This window comes from Natronococcus sp. (genome assembly GCF_047921035.1).
GTDB lineage: Archaea > Halobacteriota > Halobacteria > Halobacteriales > Natrialbaceae > Natronococcus.
Map to the genome: position 1 here is coordinate 1 of NZ_JBLRWX010000078.1, position 16,879 is coordinate 16,879.

The 16,879-nt window shown below is 64.7% G+C and carries 18 protein-coding genes; 12 read left to right on the top strand and 6 right to left on the bottom strand.

The annotated features are described in order from the left end of the window. The 3 genes from ACNA7R_RS14690 to metG all read left to right on the top strand — a co-directional run. On the top strand, positions 1–1,143 hold a 1,143-nt coding region (locus tag ACNA7R_RS14690; RefSeq protein ID WP_416284301.1), incomplete at its 5' end, for a GTPase. 63 nt (positions 1,144–1,206) lie between these two features. Continuing rightward, positions 1,207–1,536 (top strand): hypothetical protein, encoded by a 330-nt coding sequence (locus ACNA7R_RS14695; protein WP_416284302.1) that lies wholly within the window; start codon positions 1,207–1,209, stop codon positions 1,534–1,536. Positions 1,537–1,585: 49 nt separating this feature from the next. Further along, entirely contained in the window at positions 1,586–3,745 is a 2,160-nt protein-coding gene (gene metG / locus ACNA7R_RS14700) for a methionine--tRNA ligase (RefSeq protein ID WP_416284303.1), read from the top strand. Between the two features lie 232 nt (positions 3,746–3,977). On the opposite strand, the gene ACNA7R_RS14705 is transcribed toward metG, so the two are convergent. Both ACNA7R_RS14705 and ACNA7R_RS14710 read right to left on the bottom strand, forming a co-directional pair. Continuing rightward, complete coding sequence (locus tag ACNA7R_RS14705) at positions 3,978–5,228, bottom strand: RNA-guided endonuclease InsQ/TnpB family protein (protein ID WP_416284304.1); 1,251 nt, start codon at positions 5,226–5,228, stop codon at positions 3,978–3,980. Between the two features lie 452 nt (positions 5,229–5,680). Then, the gene (locus tag ACNA7R_RS14710; protein ID WP_416284305.1) at positions 5,681–5,968 is read right to left on the bottom strand and encodes a GYD domain-containing protein; all 288 of its coding nucleotides are present in this window, start codon (positions 5,966–5,968) and stop codon (positions 5,681–5,683) included. A gap of 118 nt (positions 5,969–6,086) precedes the next feature. Here ACNA7R_RS14710 and pyk point away from each other — a divergent pair, with 118 nt between their 5' ends. The 5 genes from pyk to ACNA7R_RS14735 all read left to right on the top strand — a co-directional run bounded on the left by pyk (position 6,087) and on the right by ACNA7R_RS14735 (position 10,991). Next, positions 6,087–7,847, top strand: a complete 1,761-nt coding sequence (pyk, locus tag ACNA7R_RS14715; protein ID WP_416284306.1) for a pyruvate kinase — start codon at positions 6,087–6,089, stop codon at positions 7,845–7,847. A gap of 50 nt (positions 7,848–7,897) precedes the next feature. Then, entirely contained in the window at positions 7,898–8,242 is a 345-nt protein-coding gene (locus ACNA7R_RS14720) for a hypothetical protein (protein WP_416284307.1), read from the top strand. A 42-nt stretch (positions 8,243–8,284) separates the two neighbouring features. Then, positions 8,285–8,887 carry an NfeD family protein gene (locus tag ACNA7R_RS14725; RefSeq protein ID WP_416284308.1) on the top strand — a complete coding sequence of 201 codons (603 nt, stop codon included), beginning with the start codon at positions 8,285–8,287 and terminating at the stop codon, positions 8,885–8,887. Positions 8,888–8,944: 57 nt separating this feature from the next. Then, a complete protein-coding gene (locus ACNA7R_RS14730) occupies positions 8,945–10,153 on the top strand; it encodes an SPFH domain-containing protein (RefSeq protein ID WP_416284309.1) in 1,209 nt (402 codons plus the stop codon). 220 nt (positions 10,154–10,373) lie between these two features. Further along, positions 10,374–10,991: a winged helix-turn-helix transcriptional regulator gene (locus tag ACNA7R_RS14735; RefSeq protein ID WP_416284310.1), complete on the top strand. Its 618-nt coding sequence runs from the start codon at positions 10,374–10,376 to the stop codon at positions 10,989–10,991. 61 nt (positions 10,992–11,052) lie between these two features. Here the strand turns inward: ACNA7R_RS14735 and ACNA7R_RS14740 are convergent, their stop codons facing one another. Both ACNA7R_RS14740 and yjjX read right to left on the bottom strand, forming a co-directional pair. Next, a complete protein-coding gene (locus ACNA7R_RS14740) occupies positions 11,053–11,286 on the bottom strand; it encodes a hypothetical protein (RefSeq protein ID WP_416284311.1) in 234 nt (77 codons plus the stop codon). A gap of 176 nt (positions 11,287–11,462) precedes the next feature. Next, positions 11,463–11,981: an inosine/xanthosine triphosphatase gene (gene yjjX / locus ACNA7R_RS14745; protein WP_416284312.1), complete on the bottom strand. Its 519-nt coding sequence runs from the start codon at positions 11,979–11,981 to the stop codon at positions 11,463–11,465. A 216-nt stretch (positions 11,982–12,197) separates the two neighbouring features. Between yjjX and ACNA7R_RS14750 the strand changes: the two genes are divergently transcribed. The 4 genes from ACNA7R_RS14750 (at position 12,198) to ACNA7R_RS14765 (ending at position 15,497) form a co-directional block, all read left to right on the top strand. Next, positions 12,198–13,178: a transcription initiation factor IIB gene (locus tag ACNA7R_RS14750; RefSeq protein WP_278300864.1), complete on the top strand. Its 981-nt coding sequence runs from the start codon at positions 12,198–12,200 to the stop codon at positions 13,176–13,178. A 48-nt stretch (positions 13,179–13,226) separates the two neighbouring features. Next, positions 13,227–13,931, top strand: coding sequence for a type I 3-dehydroquinate dehydratase (locus ACNA7R_RS14755; protein ID WP_416284313.1), 705 nt, complete (start codon positions 13,227–13,229; stop codon positions 13,929–13,931). A 242-nt stretch (positions 13,932–14,173) separates the two neighbouring features. Continuing rightward, positions 14,174–14,965 (top strand): hypothetical protein, encoded by a 792-nt coding sequence (locus ACNA7R_RS14760; RefSeq protein WP_416284315.1) that lies wholly within the window; start codon positions 14,174–14,176, stop codon positions 14,963–14,965. A 223-nt stretch (positions 14,966–15,188) separates the two neighbouring features. Next, positions 15,189–15,497, top strand: coding sequence for a hypothetical protein (locus tag ACNA7R_RS14765; protein ID WP_416284316.1), 309 nt, complete (start codon positions 15,189–15,191; stop codon positions 15,495–15,497). 6 nt (positions 15,498–15,503) lie between these two features. Here ACNA7R_RS14765 and ACNA7R_RS14770 read toward each other — a convergent pair whose 3' ends face one another. After that, complete coding sequence (locus ACNA7R_RS14770) at positions 15,504–16,061, bottom strand: DUF1102 domain-containing protein (protein WP_416284317.1); 558 nt, start codon at positions 16,059–16,061, stop codon at positions 15,504–15,506. A gap of 23 nt (positions 16,062–16,084) precedes the next feature. Continuing rightward, on the bottom strand, positions 16,085–16,606 hold the full coding sequence (locus ACNA7R_RS14775; protein WP_416284318.1) for an oxidoreductase: 522 nt from the start codon (positions 16,604–16,606) through the stop codon (positions 16,085–16,087). Positions 16,607–16,879 lie beyond the last annotated feature (273 nt).

A 16,879-nucleotide genomic window follows, 5' to 3' on the forward strand; every position in this document is an offset into this window, starting at 1 on the left:
GGGAAGCTCGAGGAGCTCGCCGCCGTCGTCGAGGAGCGGGAGGCCGGCCGCGTCGTCGTCGACGGCGAGCTCACGCCCGACCAGCACCACACCATCGAGCGAACGATGCCCGAGGAGACGGTCGTCGTCGATCGCTACCGGCTCGTCCTCGAGCTCTTCGAGAGCCAGGCGGGCACCCGGCGGGCCCAGCTCCAGGTCGAGCTGGCGCGCCTGCGCTACGACCTGCCGCGGGTGATCGCCGCGGCCGACGAGGGGATGTTGAACCAGCAGACCGAGAAGGGGTCCCGGATCTACGACGTCGAGGAGCGGATCGACCGCCTCGAGACCACACTCGAGGAGCTGCCCGAGCCCGCCGAGCAGTTCCGGCAGCGCCGTCGCGAGGAGGGGTTCGACCTCGTTACCCTGGCGGGCTACACCAACGCCGGGAAGTCGACGCTGCTGCACCGACTCGCCGACGAGATGAGCCTCGAGGATCGAGCCGAGAACGCTCCCGCGGACGGCGATAGAAAGGACGCGACCGCGGCGATCGAGGACCGGCTGTTCGAGACCCTCGAGACGACGACCCGTCGAGCGACCCTCGAGGGCCGGCCCGCGCTCGTGACCGACACGGTGGGGTTCGTCGACGATCTGCCCCACGACCTCGTCGAGTCGTTCAGTTCGACGCTGTCGGAGGCGAGCGCGGCCGACGTCGTCGTCCTGGTCGTCGACGCGAGCGACCCCCTCGAGACGTTCCGCGAGCGGCTGTCGGTATCCCTCGAGGTGCTCGACGCGCAGGGGGTCGACGAGGATCGGATCGTTCCGGTGCTCAACAAGGCCGAGACGCTGTCCGAGGAGGAGCGCCGGCGGCGGTCCTCGGTAGCTGCGGATCTCGTTCCCGAGCCGGCGGCCGACCCGATCCTCGCGAGCCTGCTCGAGGGGACGAACCTCGAGGCCGTTCGCACGGCGATCCGGGAGCGATTCCCCGAGGAGCGGGCGACGCTCCGGATACCGAACACCGACGACGCGATGTCGCTGGTCTCCGCGGCCCACGACCGGACGACCGTGGAGTCCGTCGACTACGAGGGCGAGACGGTCACGCTCGAGTGCCGCGGTCGGCCGTCGGTGCTCGAGCGACTTCGGGGTCGGGCGGAGGCGTTCAAGTGAGAGGGACCGGTCGCCATCGGAGCTAATCGATACCCGTTTGGCACGTCGCGGGAAGCTGTCGGTATGGGCATGGATCGGATCGACGCCGTCTCGATCGTCGGCGTCGGCACGCTGATCGCGGCGTCGACAACCCTTGAGGCCGTTCTGGTGGCGGCCGCGCTCGGCGGCTTCGCGCTCTCGCTCGCGAGCTGGCGTCTGTACGGCGGTCGGCCCTGGGAGGCGCTGGCCTGGCTGGCGTGGGTCGTCACCGCCGTCTCGCTCGTCGTCCCGCTCGGCGGTGCGGCGTCGACCGTCGTCTTCTTCGCGTCCCTGCTGGCCGGACTCGGACTGCTGATCGGCGCTCGAGCCGGCCTGCTGCCGGACGTCTGGACCGTCGGCGACGCGACCGAGTGACCGAGCGGAAACCGGCGGCTTTTACGCCCGGCACCGACTCATGACGAGTATGAGCACCGACGAGTTTCCGACGGACCGTCCGGCGGTCGTGACCTGCGGGTTGCCCTACGCCAACGGCGACCTCCACATCGGTCACCTCCGGGGATACATCGGCGCGGACGCGTTCTCCCGCGCCCTCGAGACGCTGGGCCAGGAGACGGCGTACGTCTCCGGCTCGGACATGCACGGCACGCCCGTCGCGGTCAACGCCGAGCAGGAGGGCGTCGATCCCGAAGATTTCGCCCTCGAGTGGCACCGCCAGTACGAGGAGACGTTCCCGAAGTTCAACGTCGAGTTCGACAACTACGGCCACACCCACGACGAGACCAACACCGAACTCACCCAGGAGATCGTCCGCACGTTAGACGAGGAGGGGTACGTCTACGAGAGGGAGATCCAGGTCGCCTACGATCCCGACGCCGACCAGTACCTGCCCGACCGGTACGTCGAGGGCACCTGTCCCTACTGCGGCGAGAAGGCCCGCGGCGACGAGTGCGACGAGGGCTGCCAGCGCCACCTCGAGCCGGGCGAGGTCGAAGATCCCAAGAGCACGATCACGGGGAATCCGGCCGAGTACCGCGAACGGACCCACAAGTTCTTCCGCGTCTCGGAGTTTTCGGACTATCTGACGGAGTTCTTAGACGGCCTCGAGGGTACCTCCAACGCCCGCAACCAGCCCCGCCAGTGGATCGAAGAGGGGCTCCAGGACTGGTGTCTCACCCGCGACATGGAGTGGGGGATCGACTACCCGAACGGTGACGACGAAAGCACGGAGGACGTCGTCCTCTACGTCTGGGTCGACGCCCCGATCGAGTACATCGCCTCGACGAAGCAGTACTCCGAGCGCGTCGGAACCGACGAGTACGACTGGGAGCGCGTCTGGAAAGCGGACGGAGATATCGTCCACGTCATCGGCCGGGACATCATCCAGCACCACACGATCTTCTGGCCCGCGATGCTCGAGGGCGCCGACTACAACGCTCCCCGCGCGGTGGCCGCGACCGGCTTCATCACGATCAACGGGAAGGGGCTCTCGACGAGCCGAAATCGGGCGATCTGGGCCGAGGAGTATCTCGACGAAGGGTTCCATCCCGATCTCCTGCGGTACTACCTGACGACTACTGGGGGTCTCCAGCAGGACGTCGACTTCTCCTGGGACGCCTTCCAGGAGAAAGTCAACGGCGAACTCGTCGGCACCGTGGGCAACTTCTGGTACCGCTCGCTGCTGTTCGCCTACCGGAACTTCGAGGGGACCCCGGACGCGGACGTCTCGGAGGAAGTTCAGGAACGTATCGAGGGTGCTATCGGCGAGGTCCGCGAGGCCGTCAACGACTACTCGCTGCGCGGTATCGGCCAGGCCGCCACCCGCCTTGCGCAGTTCGGCAACGAGTACATTCAGCGCAACGAGCCCTGGAAGCTCACGGACGACGACCCGGAGAAAGCGGCGCAGGTCATCCGCGACTGCGTCCAGATCGCGAAAGCCGTCGCCGTCCTGCTCAAGCCGATCACCCCCGAGAAGTCCCAGCTGCTGTGGGACCAGATCGGCGAGGAGGGCGAGGTCGCTGACGCCGGTCTCGAGGCCGCCCTCGAGGCGCCACCCCGGAGCTTCGAGGAACCCGGCGAGCTGTTCGAGAAGATCGAGGACGACCGCGTCGACGAACTGAACGAGAAGCTCGAGGAGCGCGTGGCTGCGGCCGGAGACGAGAGCGAGGCGCAACGCGCCTCGGAACAATCGAGCGGCGATGAGCCGCGAGAAGGCGAGGAAACCGAAAGCGACGACACCGACGAGGGCGAAGCCGCTGACATGGCGGACGGAGACGAAGACACGGACGACCTCGAGCCCCTGCTCGAGGACCGAATCGGCTTCGAGGAGTTCCAGGACGTCGACATCCGCGTCGGCCGCATCGAGACGGCCGAGGGGATCGAGGGCGCCGACGACCTCGCCAAACTCGAGGTCGACATCGGCTTCGAGACCCGCCAGGTCGTCGCGGGGATCAAGCAACTGCACGACCTCGAGGAACTACCCGGCCAGAAGTGCATCCTGCTGGCGAACATGGAACCCGCCGAGCTGTTCGGCGTCGAGTCGAACGGGATGGTCCTGGCTGCCGGCGAGCAGGCGGACCTGCTGACGACTCACGGTGACGCCGAGGTCGGCGAGATGGTTCGGTAGTCGTCCTCACGGTCTTTGCTCGAGGCGAAAGCGTTCCGGAAGCGACCACCCACACGAAGGCTGTTACGTAGGCGTAGGTGGAACGTCCAGCGTCGAGTCTGCAGCCCCGACCACCCACCGCGAGTGGGACTGAAAGGGGCTGGGGGCTTTCGTAGTACTCACATCGGGGAGTGACATCCTCCTCGCCGTAAACGGCGAGGCTTCCCGTACCGCAGGTGGGATATTTGCCGGTCTACGATACGACCTGTTCTCTCGTACGGAACATCCCGCTTTCGCGGTCGAACAGGTGTACCGATGGCTGTGCCACACAGCCGTTACTCCTATCCTCACCGTGAGGACTTGGAGTTATCTTCTGACGCATATTCTCCGCTCCGTTGCAATCTGCGTTCCCGACCAGCTCACACGACGAACAAACGTATAAGCCACGATGCTTCCGGTTCGACTTCGTGTCGTCACCACACGCCGAACACGTCTTCGACGTATCCCACTCGTTCTCCTTCAGTACCTCGACACCACGTATCTCGCCTTTGTACGCGAGGTACTGGTAGATACAGTCGAACGCCCACGTGTGCAACTTCTTGTTACCGGTCTTGCCCCAGTCTGATTCTCGTACGTCTTCGGGCCAACTCACCGCGAGCGTCCCAACACCTCGTTTGACACACTCTGTGATGATGGCGTCCGTGAGAACGTGGTAGAAGTGTGTCTCACGGTCTGCAAGTTTCCGACGCGCCCACATCGCCTTCTCCGAGGGGCCGTTCTCACCTTCCGTGTCGTACTCGGCTCGCGTGAAGTAGTGTTTATCTTCTTTGAGCGAGTTGCCGGGGTAGAGAACGTATTCGTTTGGGAATGCGACAGTGGCGATGTTCTTAATGCCAAGGTCGATCCCTGCCACTTCGTCGTCTGTCGAGTCGTTGGTTTCGAGTTCGACTTTGCAGACGAAGTGTAGTTCCCACCCGTCGCCGTTCCAGACGGCGCGAACGTTTTGCACCTTGTTGACTTCCGAGAGGTCAACGTCGGGGCGGGTCTGGTACTCACAGAGCAGGAAGTCAGAACGGTGTTCCTTCAGGTTCTTCCCCTTTGAGAGTCGGATGCGGTTGTTTTCGGGGTCGTGTTTGAACCCATCTGCTTTGAACGTGACTGTACTCTTTGGCCGGGTGTCGCCGTATTTGCGGTAGCCGGGCGGATTCGCCTCGTCGAACTTGTGTCGCAAGTCGAACCACGACTGGAAAGCGTCAGAAAGTTCTTCGATGACTTTCTGACTGGATTGTGCGTTCAAATCTTTCCAGCACGGTTGGTTCTTCAGATACGCTTTGAGCGTTCCTTCGTCCGGGATTTCCCCGGTCGCGTCCCATACGCGGTCGGCTGTCCAGCGTGCGACGTTCCAGATTTTCGAGGCGGAGTCTCCGAGCGAGTCGAGGCCCTCGCAGACCTGTCGCTGGTTCTGGATGGAACCAACGTAGGTGCGTGTGACCTCAATCGCCATACATAGCCTATGTAGACAAACCGACTTAATAGTGTAGATTCACGTTGAATATCCAGTTTGGCATCGAGCGGTGGATTTCGTAGTCGAGTGACGCGATTCACGCCCGTTGAGCAAACCGAAGGTTTGCGATGCCCATCAGAACGCTTCGCGTTCTGAGGACGCCGTAAACGGCGGGATTCTCTCACTGTTTAAAGATAGCTTCTGCTCGCACGAACACAGGGAATAGCCACGTCCTCCCCAGCCGATTCCCTCACTCGCTGTGCTCGTTCGCTCATCCCTCGCACGAAATCGGCCGACGGCTCGCTGTTTGCTCCCCGTCGCCCAGCGTGCGCCACCGCAGAGAGAGTAACGGCTCCGAAGTTATACTTGGTCCGAGTGGCGGGAACCTCGTCAGGACAGATGCATCGGTCTCGGGACGGCGTTTCGCCGCACACCTCGAGAACCGCTCCGAGTCAGACCTCGTCGACGAGGTCCGCGAAGTCGTCGGTGTTTTTTAGCGCCATCGTCTGGGCGTCCAGCCCGTGGCGGTGCAGGGTCAGTGCGGCCTTGTACGCGGCGTCCTGGTCGGGCGCCTCGAAGATGACGAGGAAGTCGTGCTCGCCGAGCATCGCGTAGGAGTCTTTCAGCGTCGTGTCGTGCTCCTCGAACTCCGTCCGGATCTCGCCCCAGATCGAGGCGAGTTCCTGCATGTTCTGGACGTCCCGATCGGTGAGTTCGACGACGGACGCGAACGTTGGCATATCTGGAGAGAGGCACGAACGTCGGAAAACCGTTCCCGTGGCACATGATGGGTTCGAGGGGAACTCGAGACCGAGTAAACCACGCAGCTTTTTGGCGGTGCTCGCGCTATCAGGCGACATGAGAAACGCGAAGATCGTCTGTACCCTGGGTCCCGCCTCGGACGACCGGGGAACGATTTCCGAACTCGCAGACGCCGGAATGTCCGTCGCCCGGCTGAACGCGAGCCACGGCAGCCTCGAGCATCGGGCGACGCTGATCGACCGCGTGCGCGAGGTCGACGAACAGCGGGACGAACCGGTCGCGGTCATGCTCGACATGAAAGGGCCCGAAGTCAGAACGGCTCCGCTTCCGGAAGGCGAGACCGTCTCCCTCGAGACGGACTCCGAGATCGAGTTCGTCGAGGGCGAGGCGGCCTCCCCCGAGCGCGTGGGTCTCTCGCTTCCCATCCGGGAGGTCGAGGCGGGCGACCGCATCCTGCTCGACGACGGGCTGATCGAGACGACGGTGCTCGAGCGTTCGGGCGGGACGGTCCGGGCCCGCGTCGACACCGGCGGCGAACTCGGCGGCCGCAAGGGCGTCAACGTTCCCGGCGTCGATCTCGACCTGGACATCGTCACCGACTCGGATCGGAAGGACCTCGAGCTCGCCGCCGAGAAGGAGGTCGACTTCGTCGCGGCGAGTTTCGTCCGCGACGCCGAGGACGTCTACGAGGTCAGCGAGGTGCTCGAGGACCTCGACGCCGAGGAGATCCCGATCATCTCGAAGATCGAACGGGCCGGCGCCGTCGAGAACTTAGACGAGATCATCGAGGCCTCCTACGGGATCATGGTCGCCCGCGGCGATCTGGGCGTCGAGTGTCCGATGGAGGACGTTCCGATGATCCAGAAGCGGATCATCCGGAAGTGTCGGGAGGCCGGCTCGCCGGTCATCACGGCGACGGAGATGCTCGACTCGATGGTCCACGCCCGCCGACCGACCCGCGCCGAGGCGTCCGACGTCGCCAACGCCGTGCTGGACGGCACCGACGCGGTGATGCTCTCGGGCGAGACGGCGATCGGCGACCACCCGCCCGCAGTCGTCGACGCCATGGACAGCATCGTCCGCCAGGTCGAAGGCTCCGAGGAGTACGCCGAAACCTTAGAACAGCGCGTTCCGACCGCGGGCGAGGCCCGAACGGACGCGCTGGCCCGGTCGGCGCGCTACCTGGCTCGAGACATCGGCGCGGAGGCCGTCGTCGCCGCGACCGAGTCCGGCTACACCGCGCTGAAGACGGCGAAGTATCGTCCGGGCGTTCCCGTCGTCGCCTCGACGCCGAACCACGACGTGCGCCGACGACTCGCGCTGTCGTGGGGCGTGACGCCGCTGTACGCCCGCGTCTCCGACCAGGGCGCCGACGCCGTCGTCGAGAAGGCCGTCCAGGCCGCGCTCGACGCCGGCGTCGCCGACAGCGGCGACACCGTCGTCGTCCTCTGTGGCATGATGACCGAACTCGAGGGCGCGAACACGACGAACATGATGAAGGTCCACGTCGCCGCGGACGCGCTGACGACGGGCCGGGTCGTCGTCGAGGGACGGACGACCGGCCCGGTCGTTCGCCTCCGGGACGGCGACCTTTCGGAGATTCCCGAGGGCGCGATCGTCGCGCTCGGATCGGCGTTCGACGACGAGTTCGAGGGCGACCTCGATCGCCTCGGCGGGATCGTCAACGCCCAGCGGGGGATGACGGGCTACCCCGCGCTCGTCGCCCGGGAGGTCGACGTGCCGATGATCAGCGGCGCCGACGTCGACGAACTCGAGGACGGATCGACGGTGACGCTCGACGCGGAGCGCGGCGTCGTCTACGGCGGCGACATCGCCGACCGGACCGAGCGGAACTAGCTCGAGTCGAGGGCCGCGGGTTTTTGACCGCGGCGCTCCAACGGCGACGCATGGCAGGCGACGCCTCCGGCGACCGACGCGACGACGGGACGCGGGAGCAGCCGACGGCGGGATCGACCGACGAGCGGGAAACGGTGCGGAACGTCCGGGACACCACCGACGTCGAGCCCATCCGCGGCGACGACCGCGATCGGATCCCGATCGATCTCTCGAGCTACGATAGCGCCGCCACCGACGCGGGCGAGAACGAAGACGAGGACGATCCCTACGGACCCGAGCCGAGTTCGACGCCGATCGAACGCGGCGATCCAGACCTCGAGAACGCGATTTTCGTCGTGCTGGGCGCGATCGCGATGCTCCTCGTGATCGCCCGCGTCGTCTCGCTGCCGTTCTGACCTCACTAAACATTTAATCACGGCGAGACCTTAGCATCGGGCATGATCGAAGTTCTCTTCGAGAACATGCCCCTCGTGTTACTGGCGGCGGGTCTCGTGTTGATGGGGCTCGAGGCGCTGTCGCCGGGGGCCCACCTCATCGTCATCGGCATCGCCCTGGTCGGGGCGGGACTCATCGGGATGCTGTTCCCGCCGGCGGCGAATCTGCTGGTGCTGGCGGGGCTGACGCTGGCGATCGGACTCGTCGCGACCTACATTTATCGCGAGTTCGACTTCTACGGCGGGAAGGGGACCCCACAGACCTCCGACTCGGCGTCGCTGGCCGGAACCACCGGATACGTCACCGAGACCGTCACCAACCGCGGCGGCGAGGTCAAACTCGAGCAGGGCGGGTTCGCCCCCTACTACAGCGCCCGGACCTCGAGCGGAACCATCGAGGAGGGCGAGGAGATCATCGTCCTCGATCCCGGCGGCGGGAACGTCCTGACCGTCGAATCGCTGGGCTCGATCGGCGAGGACGAGATCGACCGGGCGCTCGCCCGCGACTCCTCGGACGGCGGGGAGCCGACGGTCGACGAGACCGGATCCGCGGAGTCGGACGCCGACGAGTCGGTACGCGAACCCGAGACCGAGAAGTCCGACTGACCGGGGGACATGTTGGTTGGGGGAACGTTTTTCCCCTCACCGCCGTAAGATCGACGTATGGCGATCGAATTACTCCCCATGCAAACCGGCGGTGCACTGCTGTTTCTGGGTGCGCTGGTTCTCGTCGTCGTCGTCGCCGCGCTGCTGAGCGCGATCGAGATCGTCGACGCCTACGAGAAGCGCGCCCTCACCGTCTTCGGCGAGTACCGCAAGTTGCTCGAACCCGGGATCAACTGGGTCCCGCCGTTCGTCTCGAACACCTATCGGTTCGACATGCGAACCCAGACCCTGGACGTCCCCCGGCAGGAAGCGATCACGCGGGACAACTCCCCCGTGACCGCGGACGCCGTCGTCTACATCAAGGTGATGGACGCGAAGAAGGCCTTCCTCGAGGTCGACGACTACAAGAAGGCCGTCTCGAACCTCGCCCAGACCACCCTGCGTGCCGTGCTGGGCGACATGGAGCTCGACGACACGCTGAACAAGCGCCAGGAGATCAACGCGAAGATCCGCCAGGAGCTCGACGAACCCACCGACGAGTGGGGCATTCGAGTGGAAAGCGTCGAAGTTCGCGAAGTCAACCCCTCGAAGGACGTCCAGCGCGCGATGGAACAACAGACCTCCGCCGAGCGGAAACGCCGCGCCATGATCCTCGAGGCGCAGGGTGAACGCCGCAGCGCCGTCGAGAAGGCGGAAGGTGACAAGCAAAGCGAGATCATCCGCGCCCAGGGTGAGAAGCAGAGCCAGATCCTCGAGGCGCAGGGTGACTCGATTTCGACGGTTCTACGGGCCAAGTCCGCCGAATCGATGGGCGAACGCGCCATCATCGATCAGGGAATGGAGACGCTCGAACAGATCGGCCAGAGCGAGTCGACCACCTTCGTCATGCCACAGGAGCTGACCTCGATGGTCGGGCGCTACGGTAAACACCTCTCGGGCAGCGACGTCAAGGAAGACGGCGACCAGCTCGAGAGTCTCGAGTTCTCCGAGGAGACCCGCGAGCTGATCGGCCTCGACGACATCGCCGAGATCATCGGCGAGATCGATCAGGAAGCCGAGATGGACGTCGAGGCGATGGAACAGGAGGCCCAGGCGATCAAGGAGGGCGAGGATCCCGCCGAGATCACCGACCCCGACGAGGTTATCGAGGAGATGGACCAGGAGTTCCAGCAGACCGACGGCGGAACGCCGGCGTCTTCGGCGAACGACGCCGGATCTACTGACGACGATCAGTCCCCGGTCGACGACTCGAGCGCGAAGGACTGAGTTTCCGTTCCGTTTTTCCGACCGCTGTCGACAACTCGAGCGGCCAGCGAGACGCATCGGTACCGCTCGAGGTCGTGTTCGACGGGCCGGTACCCGTCGGGGCCGAAGCGAGCGAGAGTCCGCCCCGACCGACCGAGAGGGGTTCGTACCGATCGATCTTGGGTATCGAGACGGAGCGAAACCTGTTTTACCGCGGATCACATTGCTGACGGTAGGAGTTATGACATCGTCCGAAGGGGTCGACGACGACAAGCGATCGACCCTGCGTCGGTTCGCCGCGCTCGGTGCCACCGCACCGGTGGCGAGCCTCTCGGAAACCGCGAGCGCCGACACCGGCGAGAGCGACGCTCGCGACGCGATTTCGGGCTACCTCTCGACGACGCCCGGCGCGCACTTCTCGAAGATCCGCGACGACCTGCAACTCGGCACCGGCGAGACCCAGCACCACCTCCGCCAGCTCGAGGAGCGGGGCGCCATCGAGCGCTACCGCGACGGCGACTACAAGCGGTTCGTCCCCGCGGGTCGGTTCGACGAGTTCGAGAAACGCGCGCTGGGCTATCTCCGTCGGGATACCCCGCGAGGCATGCTGATCGAACTGCTGCTGTCGTCGGACTCGACGGCCGGCGACCTCGCGGACGCCCTCGAGGTTTCGGCGCCGACGGTGAGCAAGTACGCCGGCGAACTCGAGGGGGCCGGCCTGCTCTCCCGGGAGGACGGGTACGCGGTCGAACGGCCCGAAACCGTCCTCGTGCTCGTGGTTCGCCACGCCGATTCCTTCGGCGACCGCGCGCGCCGGCTCGCGCGAAACGCCGACCAGTTCGTCGCCTACAACGGGTAGCGAGGCGACTCCCGTCGCTGTTCCGTCACAAACCCCCTCAGAACGGTCTCGTCTCGAATCGCTATAGGCTGACCTTCCAGGTCGTACTCGAGGAGTAGCCCCACTTCTCGATCTCGACGCCGGCGTCGCTCTCCTGGAGCGCGGTGATGTTCGAGCCGACCTCCTTGGCCGTCATCCCCAGCTCCTGGGCGATGAGCCGCGATTTGAAGTACGTCTTCGTCGCCGCGTGCTCCCGCAGGTACCGGAGGATCCGGCGCTGTTTGCTCGTGAGGTCGGTAGCCGTTGCGGTGCTCATACGACGTGCCACGCCGGGAACGCTCTTAGGGGGTTTGGTACGACCGGTTAACTCCCTCCCGTCTTGCGATCTCCCGGAAAGTAAGGACGGAATGCGGGGACCGAAACGACGCGTTGGTACGGTCGGCTAATCGGTCCGGATCGACGACTGTCCGCGGGAGAAACCTCAATGGGGTGCTACCACTCGTACTCCGGAGTCAGAAGCGGGCCGACGCTACAGGCGACCGCCTCGCCGAGCGCGCTCGTTCGGTCGGTAAGCCCGCCCGTGAGCACGCCCGCGGCGCCGTCCGTTTCGGCGACGTCGTCCCGGCCGAGCACGTCGTCCATCACCGGCCCCAGTTCCTCGCCGTCCTCGAGCCGTCCCGCGATCCGATCGGGGAGCCGAAGCGTCGGCCCTCCCCCTCGTTCGATGCGGTCGCCGTCGGTCGCCGCGCCCCACATGATCAGCGAGAGCCCCGGCGTCCCCTCGATCCGGGCGACGCCGCCCTCGAGGCCGATCCCGTACTCGCAGTCGGTCGCCTCGAGGGCCCGACGGGCGCGATTCTCGGCGCCGGAGACCGTCTCGGCGATCGACCGAGGCTGTTCGGAGACGCCGGAGTCGACCGCGACGGCGGTGACCGCCGGATCGTACCGCTCGAGCGTTCGTTCGACCGCATCGACCTTGACCGGGTTCGTACTTCCGACTGCGACGTCCATACCCGGGACTCGGAGTCGGACCGTTTGGAACTCCCGTTTCGTTCCGAATCCGAACGGTCACGGTCACGGGTTCTACACGGATTTTGACGAAGAACCGGCTCTCGAGCGGAGAACGGCGGCGATTCCGAAACCATTAACTCCGGTGTCTCGAAACCGAGTAGGTAACAACTCCGTCCGGATTCTGCACGCGAGTTCCCGGGCAGTACCCGCCATCCCATGACTAACGCATCACCGAGCACGAGAGTCCGACGTAGCGAACACGAAACGAGCGAGGAGACGACCGAGAGTGAGGAGAGCGACGTCGTCTGTCCCGAGTGTGCGGGCAACCTCGTCGTCGACGACGAACACGGTGAGACCGTCTGCGAGGACTGCGGCCTCGTCGTCGAGGAGGATTCCGTCGACCGCGGTCCCGAGTGGCGCGCGTTCGACGCCACCGAGAAAAACGAGAAGTCCCGCGTCGGCGCGCCGACGACGAACACGATGCACGACAAGGGGCTCTCGACGAACATCGACTGGCGCAACAAGGACGCCTACGGCAACTCGCTGGGCTCCCGACAGCGCGAGAAGATGCAGCGCCTGCGCAAGTGGAACGAGCGCTTCCGTACGCGTGACTCCAAGGAGCGCAACCTCAAGCAGGCGCTCGGCGAGATCGACCGCATGGCCTCGGCGCTGGGCCTGCCCACGAACGTCCGCGAGACCGCCTCGGTGATCTACCGGCGCGCGCTCGACGAGGACCTCCTTCCCGGACGGTCGATCGAGGGCGTCTCGACGGCCTGCGTCTACGCCGCCGCGCGCCAGGCCGGCGTTCCGCGGAGCCTCGACGAGATCGCCGACGTCTCCCGCGTCGAGAAAAACGAGATCGCCCGCACCTACCGCTACGTCGTCCGCGAACTCGGCCTCGAGGTCCAGCCCGCCGACCCCGAGAGCTACGTCCCCCGCTTCGCGTCGGGACTCGAGCTCTCCGACGAGGCCGAACACCGCGCCCGCGGCCTGCTCCAGAACGCCAAGGAGAAGGGCGTCCACTCGGGCAAGTCGCCGGTCGGCCTCGCGGCCGCCGCGGTGTACGCCGCCGCCCTGCTGACCAACGAGAAGACGACCCAGGCCGCGGTCAGCGACGTCGCCGACATCTCCGAGGTCACCATTCGGAATCGGTACCACGAGCTGCTCGAGGCCGAGGAAACCCTCGGGATGGCGTAACTCGCCGGAACGACACCGTTTTTCGACGTCCCGTTCTCACAACCGGCTATGCGTATCGACTTCGACTCGTTCGTCCTCGCCGCCGCGACCGCCGACCCGGCCGACGCCGACGAGCCGACGGCCCGCGAGCACGCCGACGCCGTCGAGTTCCGGATGGATCTGACCGACGACCCACTCGAGGATCTCGAGGCCTACGACGCGTCCCTCCCGATAATCGCGACCAACCGCGCCGCCTGGGAGGGCGGCGAGTGGGACGGTGACGATAGCGATCGGCTCGACGTGCTCTCGGAGGCGACCGCGTTCGACGCCGTCGGCGCGATCGACGTCGAACTCGAGTCGATCCTCGACGGGGAGGCCGAGCCCGTCCTCGAGACCGCCCGCGAGCGGGGCGTTTCGATTATTGCGTCCTCGCACGACTTCGAGGGGACGCCGCCTCGAGGCGAGATGGTCTCGACGCTGACCGAGGCGGGCAAGTACGCCGACGTCGCGAAGCTGGCCGTTACCGCAGAGTCGAAAGCCGACACGATCGCGTTGCTGTCGGCGACCGAGCAACTCGCCCACCACGGCGATCGGGTGGCGACGATGGCGATGGGCGAAGTTGGACGGCACACGCGGGCCGTCGCGCCGGTGTACGGCTCGAGAATCGGTTACGCGCCCGTCGATCCCGCCGAGGCGACCGCGCCCGGACAGTACGACCTCGAGACGTTGTCGGAGTTAGTTCCCAAACTCGACGGACCGACAGCGGAACACTGAGCGAGTAGGTTTCGTCGGTCACGGGAGTCGACGCTTCCAGCGCTCGAGCCGGGGGTTTGAAACGCTACACGATCACCTTGTCGTTCGTCTGCCTCCGCCTGAACGCCACGAAGGAACGCTTAAACGGCGGAACGGTACCGGGCGAGCGCCCAGTAGTGTCGCTCGAGAAGCCCGCGTAAGAGGGGCGCGGCCGACCCCGGTAGAGCAATCATACATATTTCGCCGAGGACCCAAACGAGCGTATGACAGGGGATACGCTGCTCGAGCGAGCCACCCGCTCGGAGCATGCCGGCCAGAACAGGTGTATCCCGTGTACCGTGCTCAACCTGGCGATCGCAGCGGTGGTGGCGGTCGTCGTCGGCATCGCCGTTCCGGTCGCCGGTGTCGTGCTGTTTATCGTCGCCGTCATGGCGATCTGGTTGCGTGGCTCTCTCGTTCCCGGAACGCCGACGCTGACGAAGTGTTCTCATCCGGACCGGGTACTCGAGCGGTCCGAGACGTCCTCGGAGTCGGCTCCAACCTCGGCCGCGGAGCTGGAGATCGACCAGTATCTCCGGGAGATCGGGGTCGTGATCGAGGACCCGGGCGTCGACGATCTGGTCCTCGAGCCGACGTTCGAGCGGGCGTGGCGCCGGGAGTGTACAGCCGTCGACGTTGCTCAGGCCGATCGGAACGCACTCGCCGAGTTCGTCGGGCTGGCGCCGTCGGATCTCGAGATCCGCCGGCACGGCACCGCGTTCGTCGCCGTGGTCGACGGCGAACGGATCGGGCAGTGGGAGTCCCGGTCGGCGTTCGTCGCGGACGTGGCCGGTGCCAGGGTACTGGACGGCCGGGTCGAGGGCTGGGACGACCTGTCTCTCGCCCAGCGCAGCGAGGTTCTGGGGTTGTTGCGGCTGTTTCTCGAGTGGTGTCCGACCTGCGACGGCACCGTGAGTTTCGATCAGGTGGTCCTCGAGTCCTGTTGTTGCCGGTACGACGTCCTGGCGGCGACCTGCGAGGAATGTAACGATCGGGTCCTCGAGGTCGGAGTCTGAGTCGTCATCGTACTGGTCGCAGCCCTGTGGCTGTCTTCGCAGGGTGACGGTGGCACGATTGCCGAGCACGAGGACGTGGTCGACACGGCGCCCGACCGACTCGAGCAGCAGGAACCGGAGGTGGACCGATGACTGCGCGACGTCGTCCCGTCCTCGCGCTGCTGGCGGCGCTAATGGTGTCCTTGCGTTCGCGGGTGGCTACCAGCTGGTCGCGCTGCTCTCGGTGTCCGGGGACGCAACTGGAACGTTCGAAACCGAAGCAAATCAGACTGACTCCGAGCTGCTCGAGGACGAGTCAAACGAAACTGACAAGAACATATCTGAAGTGAACCAAGAGGACGACCTCGAGGCGAGCGACGGTGATGGTCACCGTCTCGAGACGAACGAGAAAAATAATGACTTCGACAGCGAAATCGTCGAGGCGAACGGATCCGAGGACACGCCTGTGGATTCAGCGGATGTGACTGTGCTCGGGCAATATGATCTGGAGATGCTAGTCGGATTCGTCGGACTGTTGCAAGACGAACAATAGGGGGAATTACTCCCTTTCTGGGAGCGTCTCGGCAGGGTTTTCTGCAGCGACGAGTGTAAGAGACGTTTCGTAGGAACCAATCGGGGTTTCCCTCGTGTCGATCTCCATGGAGAACTGCACGACTTCTCCAGGTTCTCTCACCGACGATGGTGACTCGGCCGTCAGGGGTTCTTCGTGGTCGCGAGTTGGCGAGTACTCGAACACTCGGATATCAGCTACGATGTCGTCATTGTATTCGAAGTACAGGCTAATGTCACGGGTACCCTGGTTTCTCGCCGAAAACAGGTCGTGGAACCTGTAGACAGAGTCCGTTCCGACTCCCTCACCAAACCCGTTCGTCTCGCTAAAGACTCCGTCGAAGTCGAACTTCAATCGACCGTTCGTCGAGTGAGACACGTAATTCGAATCTCGCGGCATCAGCCTGAGGTAGGCTTCTTTATCGACAACGACTTCGGTCCCGATCGAGCGGTCAGCCCGAACGAAACTGACCGCCCCCGATCCGATAACTGTCCCGGCCCCTGCAATCGTGCTGCCGGCCGTGGCGATGAGGGTTCGTCGCTTCATGCGTTACGTTCGGATGGGATCAGTTAGGGTTCCTCTGCGACGATTCCGAGGTGTTCTGGCAGATCGTCCTCGTCGTATTCGGTCAGCCGGAAGATGACGTGGATATAAATCGAGTCACCTGGCTCGAGGACGGGATCATCGTTCACTTCGTTGTCTTCCCATCCGCCATCCGAAGAGTAGTACCATGTCGCACCGGGTGAGTCGTATCCGACTTCGCCTTCCGTATCGTGGAACGAAATCCGCGCATCGTTCGTTCCCTGGTTAATGATTTTGAACACATCATCGAATCTCGAGTCGGCGTTCTCATTCAGACCTTTTCCCCCCTCACCGTTATCACTGGCCCAATCGAGTTCCAATTGACCATCACCAGTCCCTGACGCGTACTCGCTCGTTGCTTCGAGGCCGAGATAGGCGTCTTTATCATTCACGACCTCGACATCTAGGTCACGCTCTGCGCGAACAAAGCTAAATGCACCCGAGCCGACAAGTGCACTTGCTCCGATTGCTGTACCTCCGGCACCGATCAGGAATTTACGTCGTTCCATGGTAACACCAGTTGTTGCGCGCTCGAGCCACCGACCAACCGTCACCCGCCAACGTGGGCGTCGTCTTCGAGCGCATGCAATTCGGCCATGGATAGCACACCCCTTTTGTATACACTGGCAGCAGGCACGACACTCCGACGCTGCAGTTCAGTACTGTATGCGTGACGTCGATCGACGAACCAGTACGGGCTACCAGTGATACGGATTGCTGTAACGATTTACCGGCGCAACCGCGACCCGTGCGGCGGTTGCGCCGGTAATGACTTACAGTAA

Excerpts from the sequence above, each read along its gene's own strand:
- ACNA7R_RS14725 (WP_416284308.1), top strand. The coding sequence starts at position 8,285 with ATGATCGAAGTTCTCTTCGAGAACATGCCCCTCGTGTTACTGGCGGCG.
- ACNA7R_RS14695 (WP_416284302.1), top strand. The coding sequence starts at position 1,207 with ATGGGCATGGATCGGATCGACGCCGTCTCGATCGTCGGCGTCGGCACG.
- ACNA7R_RS14720 (WP_416284307.1), top strand. The coding sequence starts at position 7,898 with ATGGCAGGCGACGCCTCCGGCGACCGACGCGACGACGGGACGCGGGAG.
- ACNA7R_RS14775 (WP_416284318.1), bottom strand. The coding sequence starts at position 16,606 with ATGGAACGACGTAAATTCCTGATCGGTGCCGGAGGTACAGCAATCGGA.
- ACNA7R_RS14760 (WP_416284315.1), top strand. The coding sequence starts at position 14,174 with ATGACAGGGGATACGCTGCTCGAGCGAGCCACCCGCTCGGAGCATGCC.
- yjjX (WP_416284312.1), bottom strand. The coding sequence starts at position 11,981 with ATGGACGTCGCAGTCGGAAGTACGAACCCGGTCAAGGTCGATGCGGTC.
- metG (WP_416284303.1), top strand. The coding sequence starts at position 1,586 with ATGAGCACCGACGAGTTTCCGACGGACCGTCCGGCGGTCGTGACCTGC.
- ACNA7R_RS14710 (WP_416284305.1), bottom strand. The coding sequence starts at position 5,968 with ATGCCAACGTTCGCGTCCGTCGTCGAACTCACCGATCGGGACGTCCAG.
- ACNA7R_RS14740 (WP_416284311.1), bottom strand. The coding sequence starts at position 11,286 with ATGAGCACCGCAACGGCTACCGACCTCACGAGCAAACAGCGCCGGATC.
- ACNA7R_RS14735 (WP_416284310.1), top strand. The coding sequence starts at position 10,374 with ATGACATCGTCCGAAGGGGTCGACGACGACAAGCGATCGACCCTGCGT.
- pyk (WP_416284306.1), top strand. The coding sequence starts at position 6,087 with ATGAGAAACGCGAAGATCGTCTGTACCCTGGGTCCCGCCTCGGACGAC.
- ACNA7R_RS14730 (WP_416284309.1), top strand. The coding sequence starts at position 8,945 with ATGGCGATCGAATTACTCCCCATGCAAACCGGCGGTGCACTGCTGTTT.
- ACNA7R_RS14705 (WP_416284304.1), bottom strand. The coding sequence starts at position 5,228 with ATGGCGATTGAGGTCACACGCACCTACGTTGGTTCCATCCAGAACCAG.
- ACNA7R_RS14755 (WP_416284313.1), top strand. The coding sequence starts at position 13,227 with ATGCGTATCGACTTCGACTCGTTCGTCCTCGCCGCCGCGACCGCCGAC.
- ACNA7R_RS14770 (WP_416284317.1), bottom strand. The coding sequence starts at position 16,061 with ATGAAGCGACGAACCCTCATCGCCACGGCCGGCAGCACGATTGCAGGG.
- ACNA7R_RS14750 (WP_278300864.1), top strand. The coding sequence starts at position 12,198 with ATGACTAACGCATCACCGAGCACGAGAGTCCGACGTAGCGAACACGAA.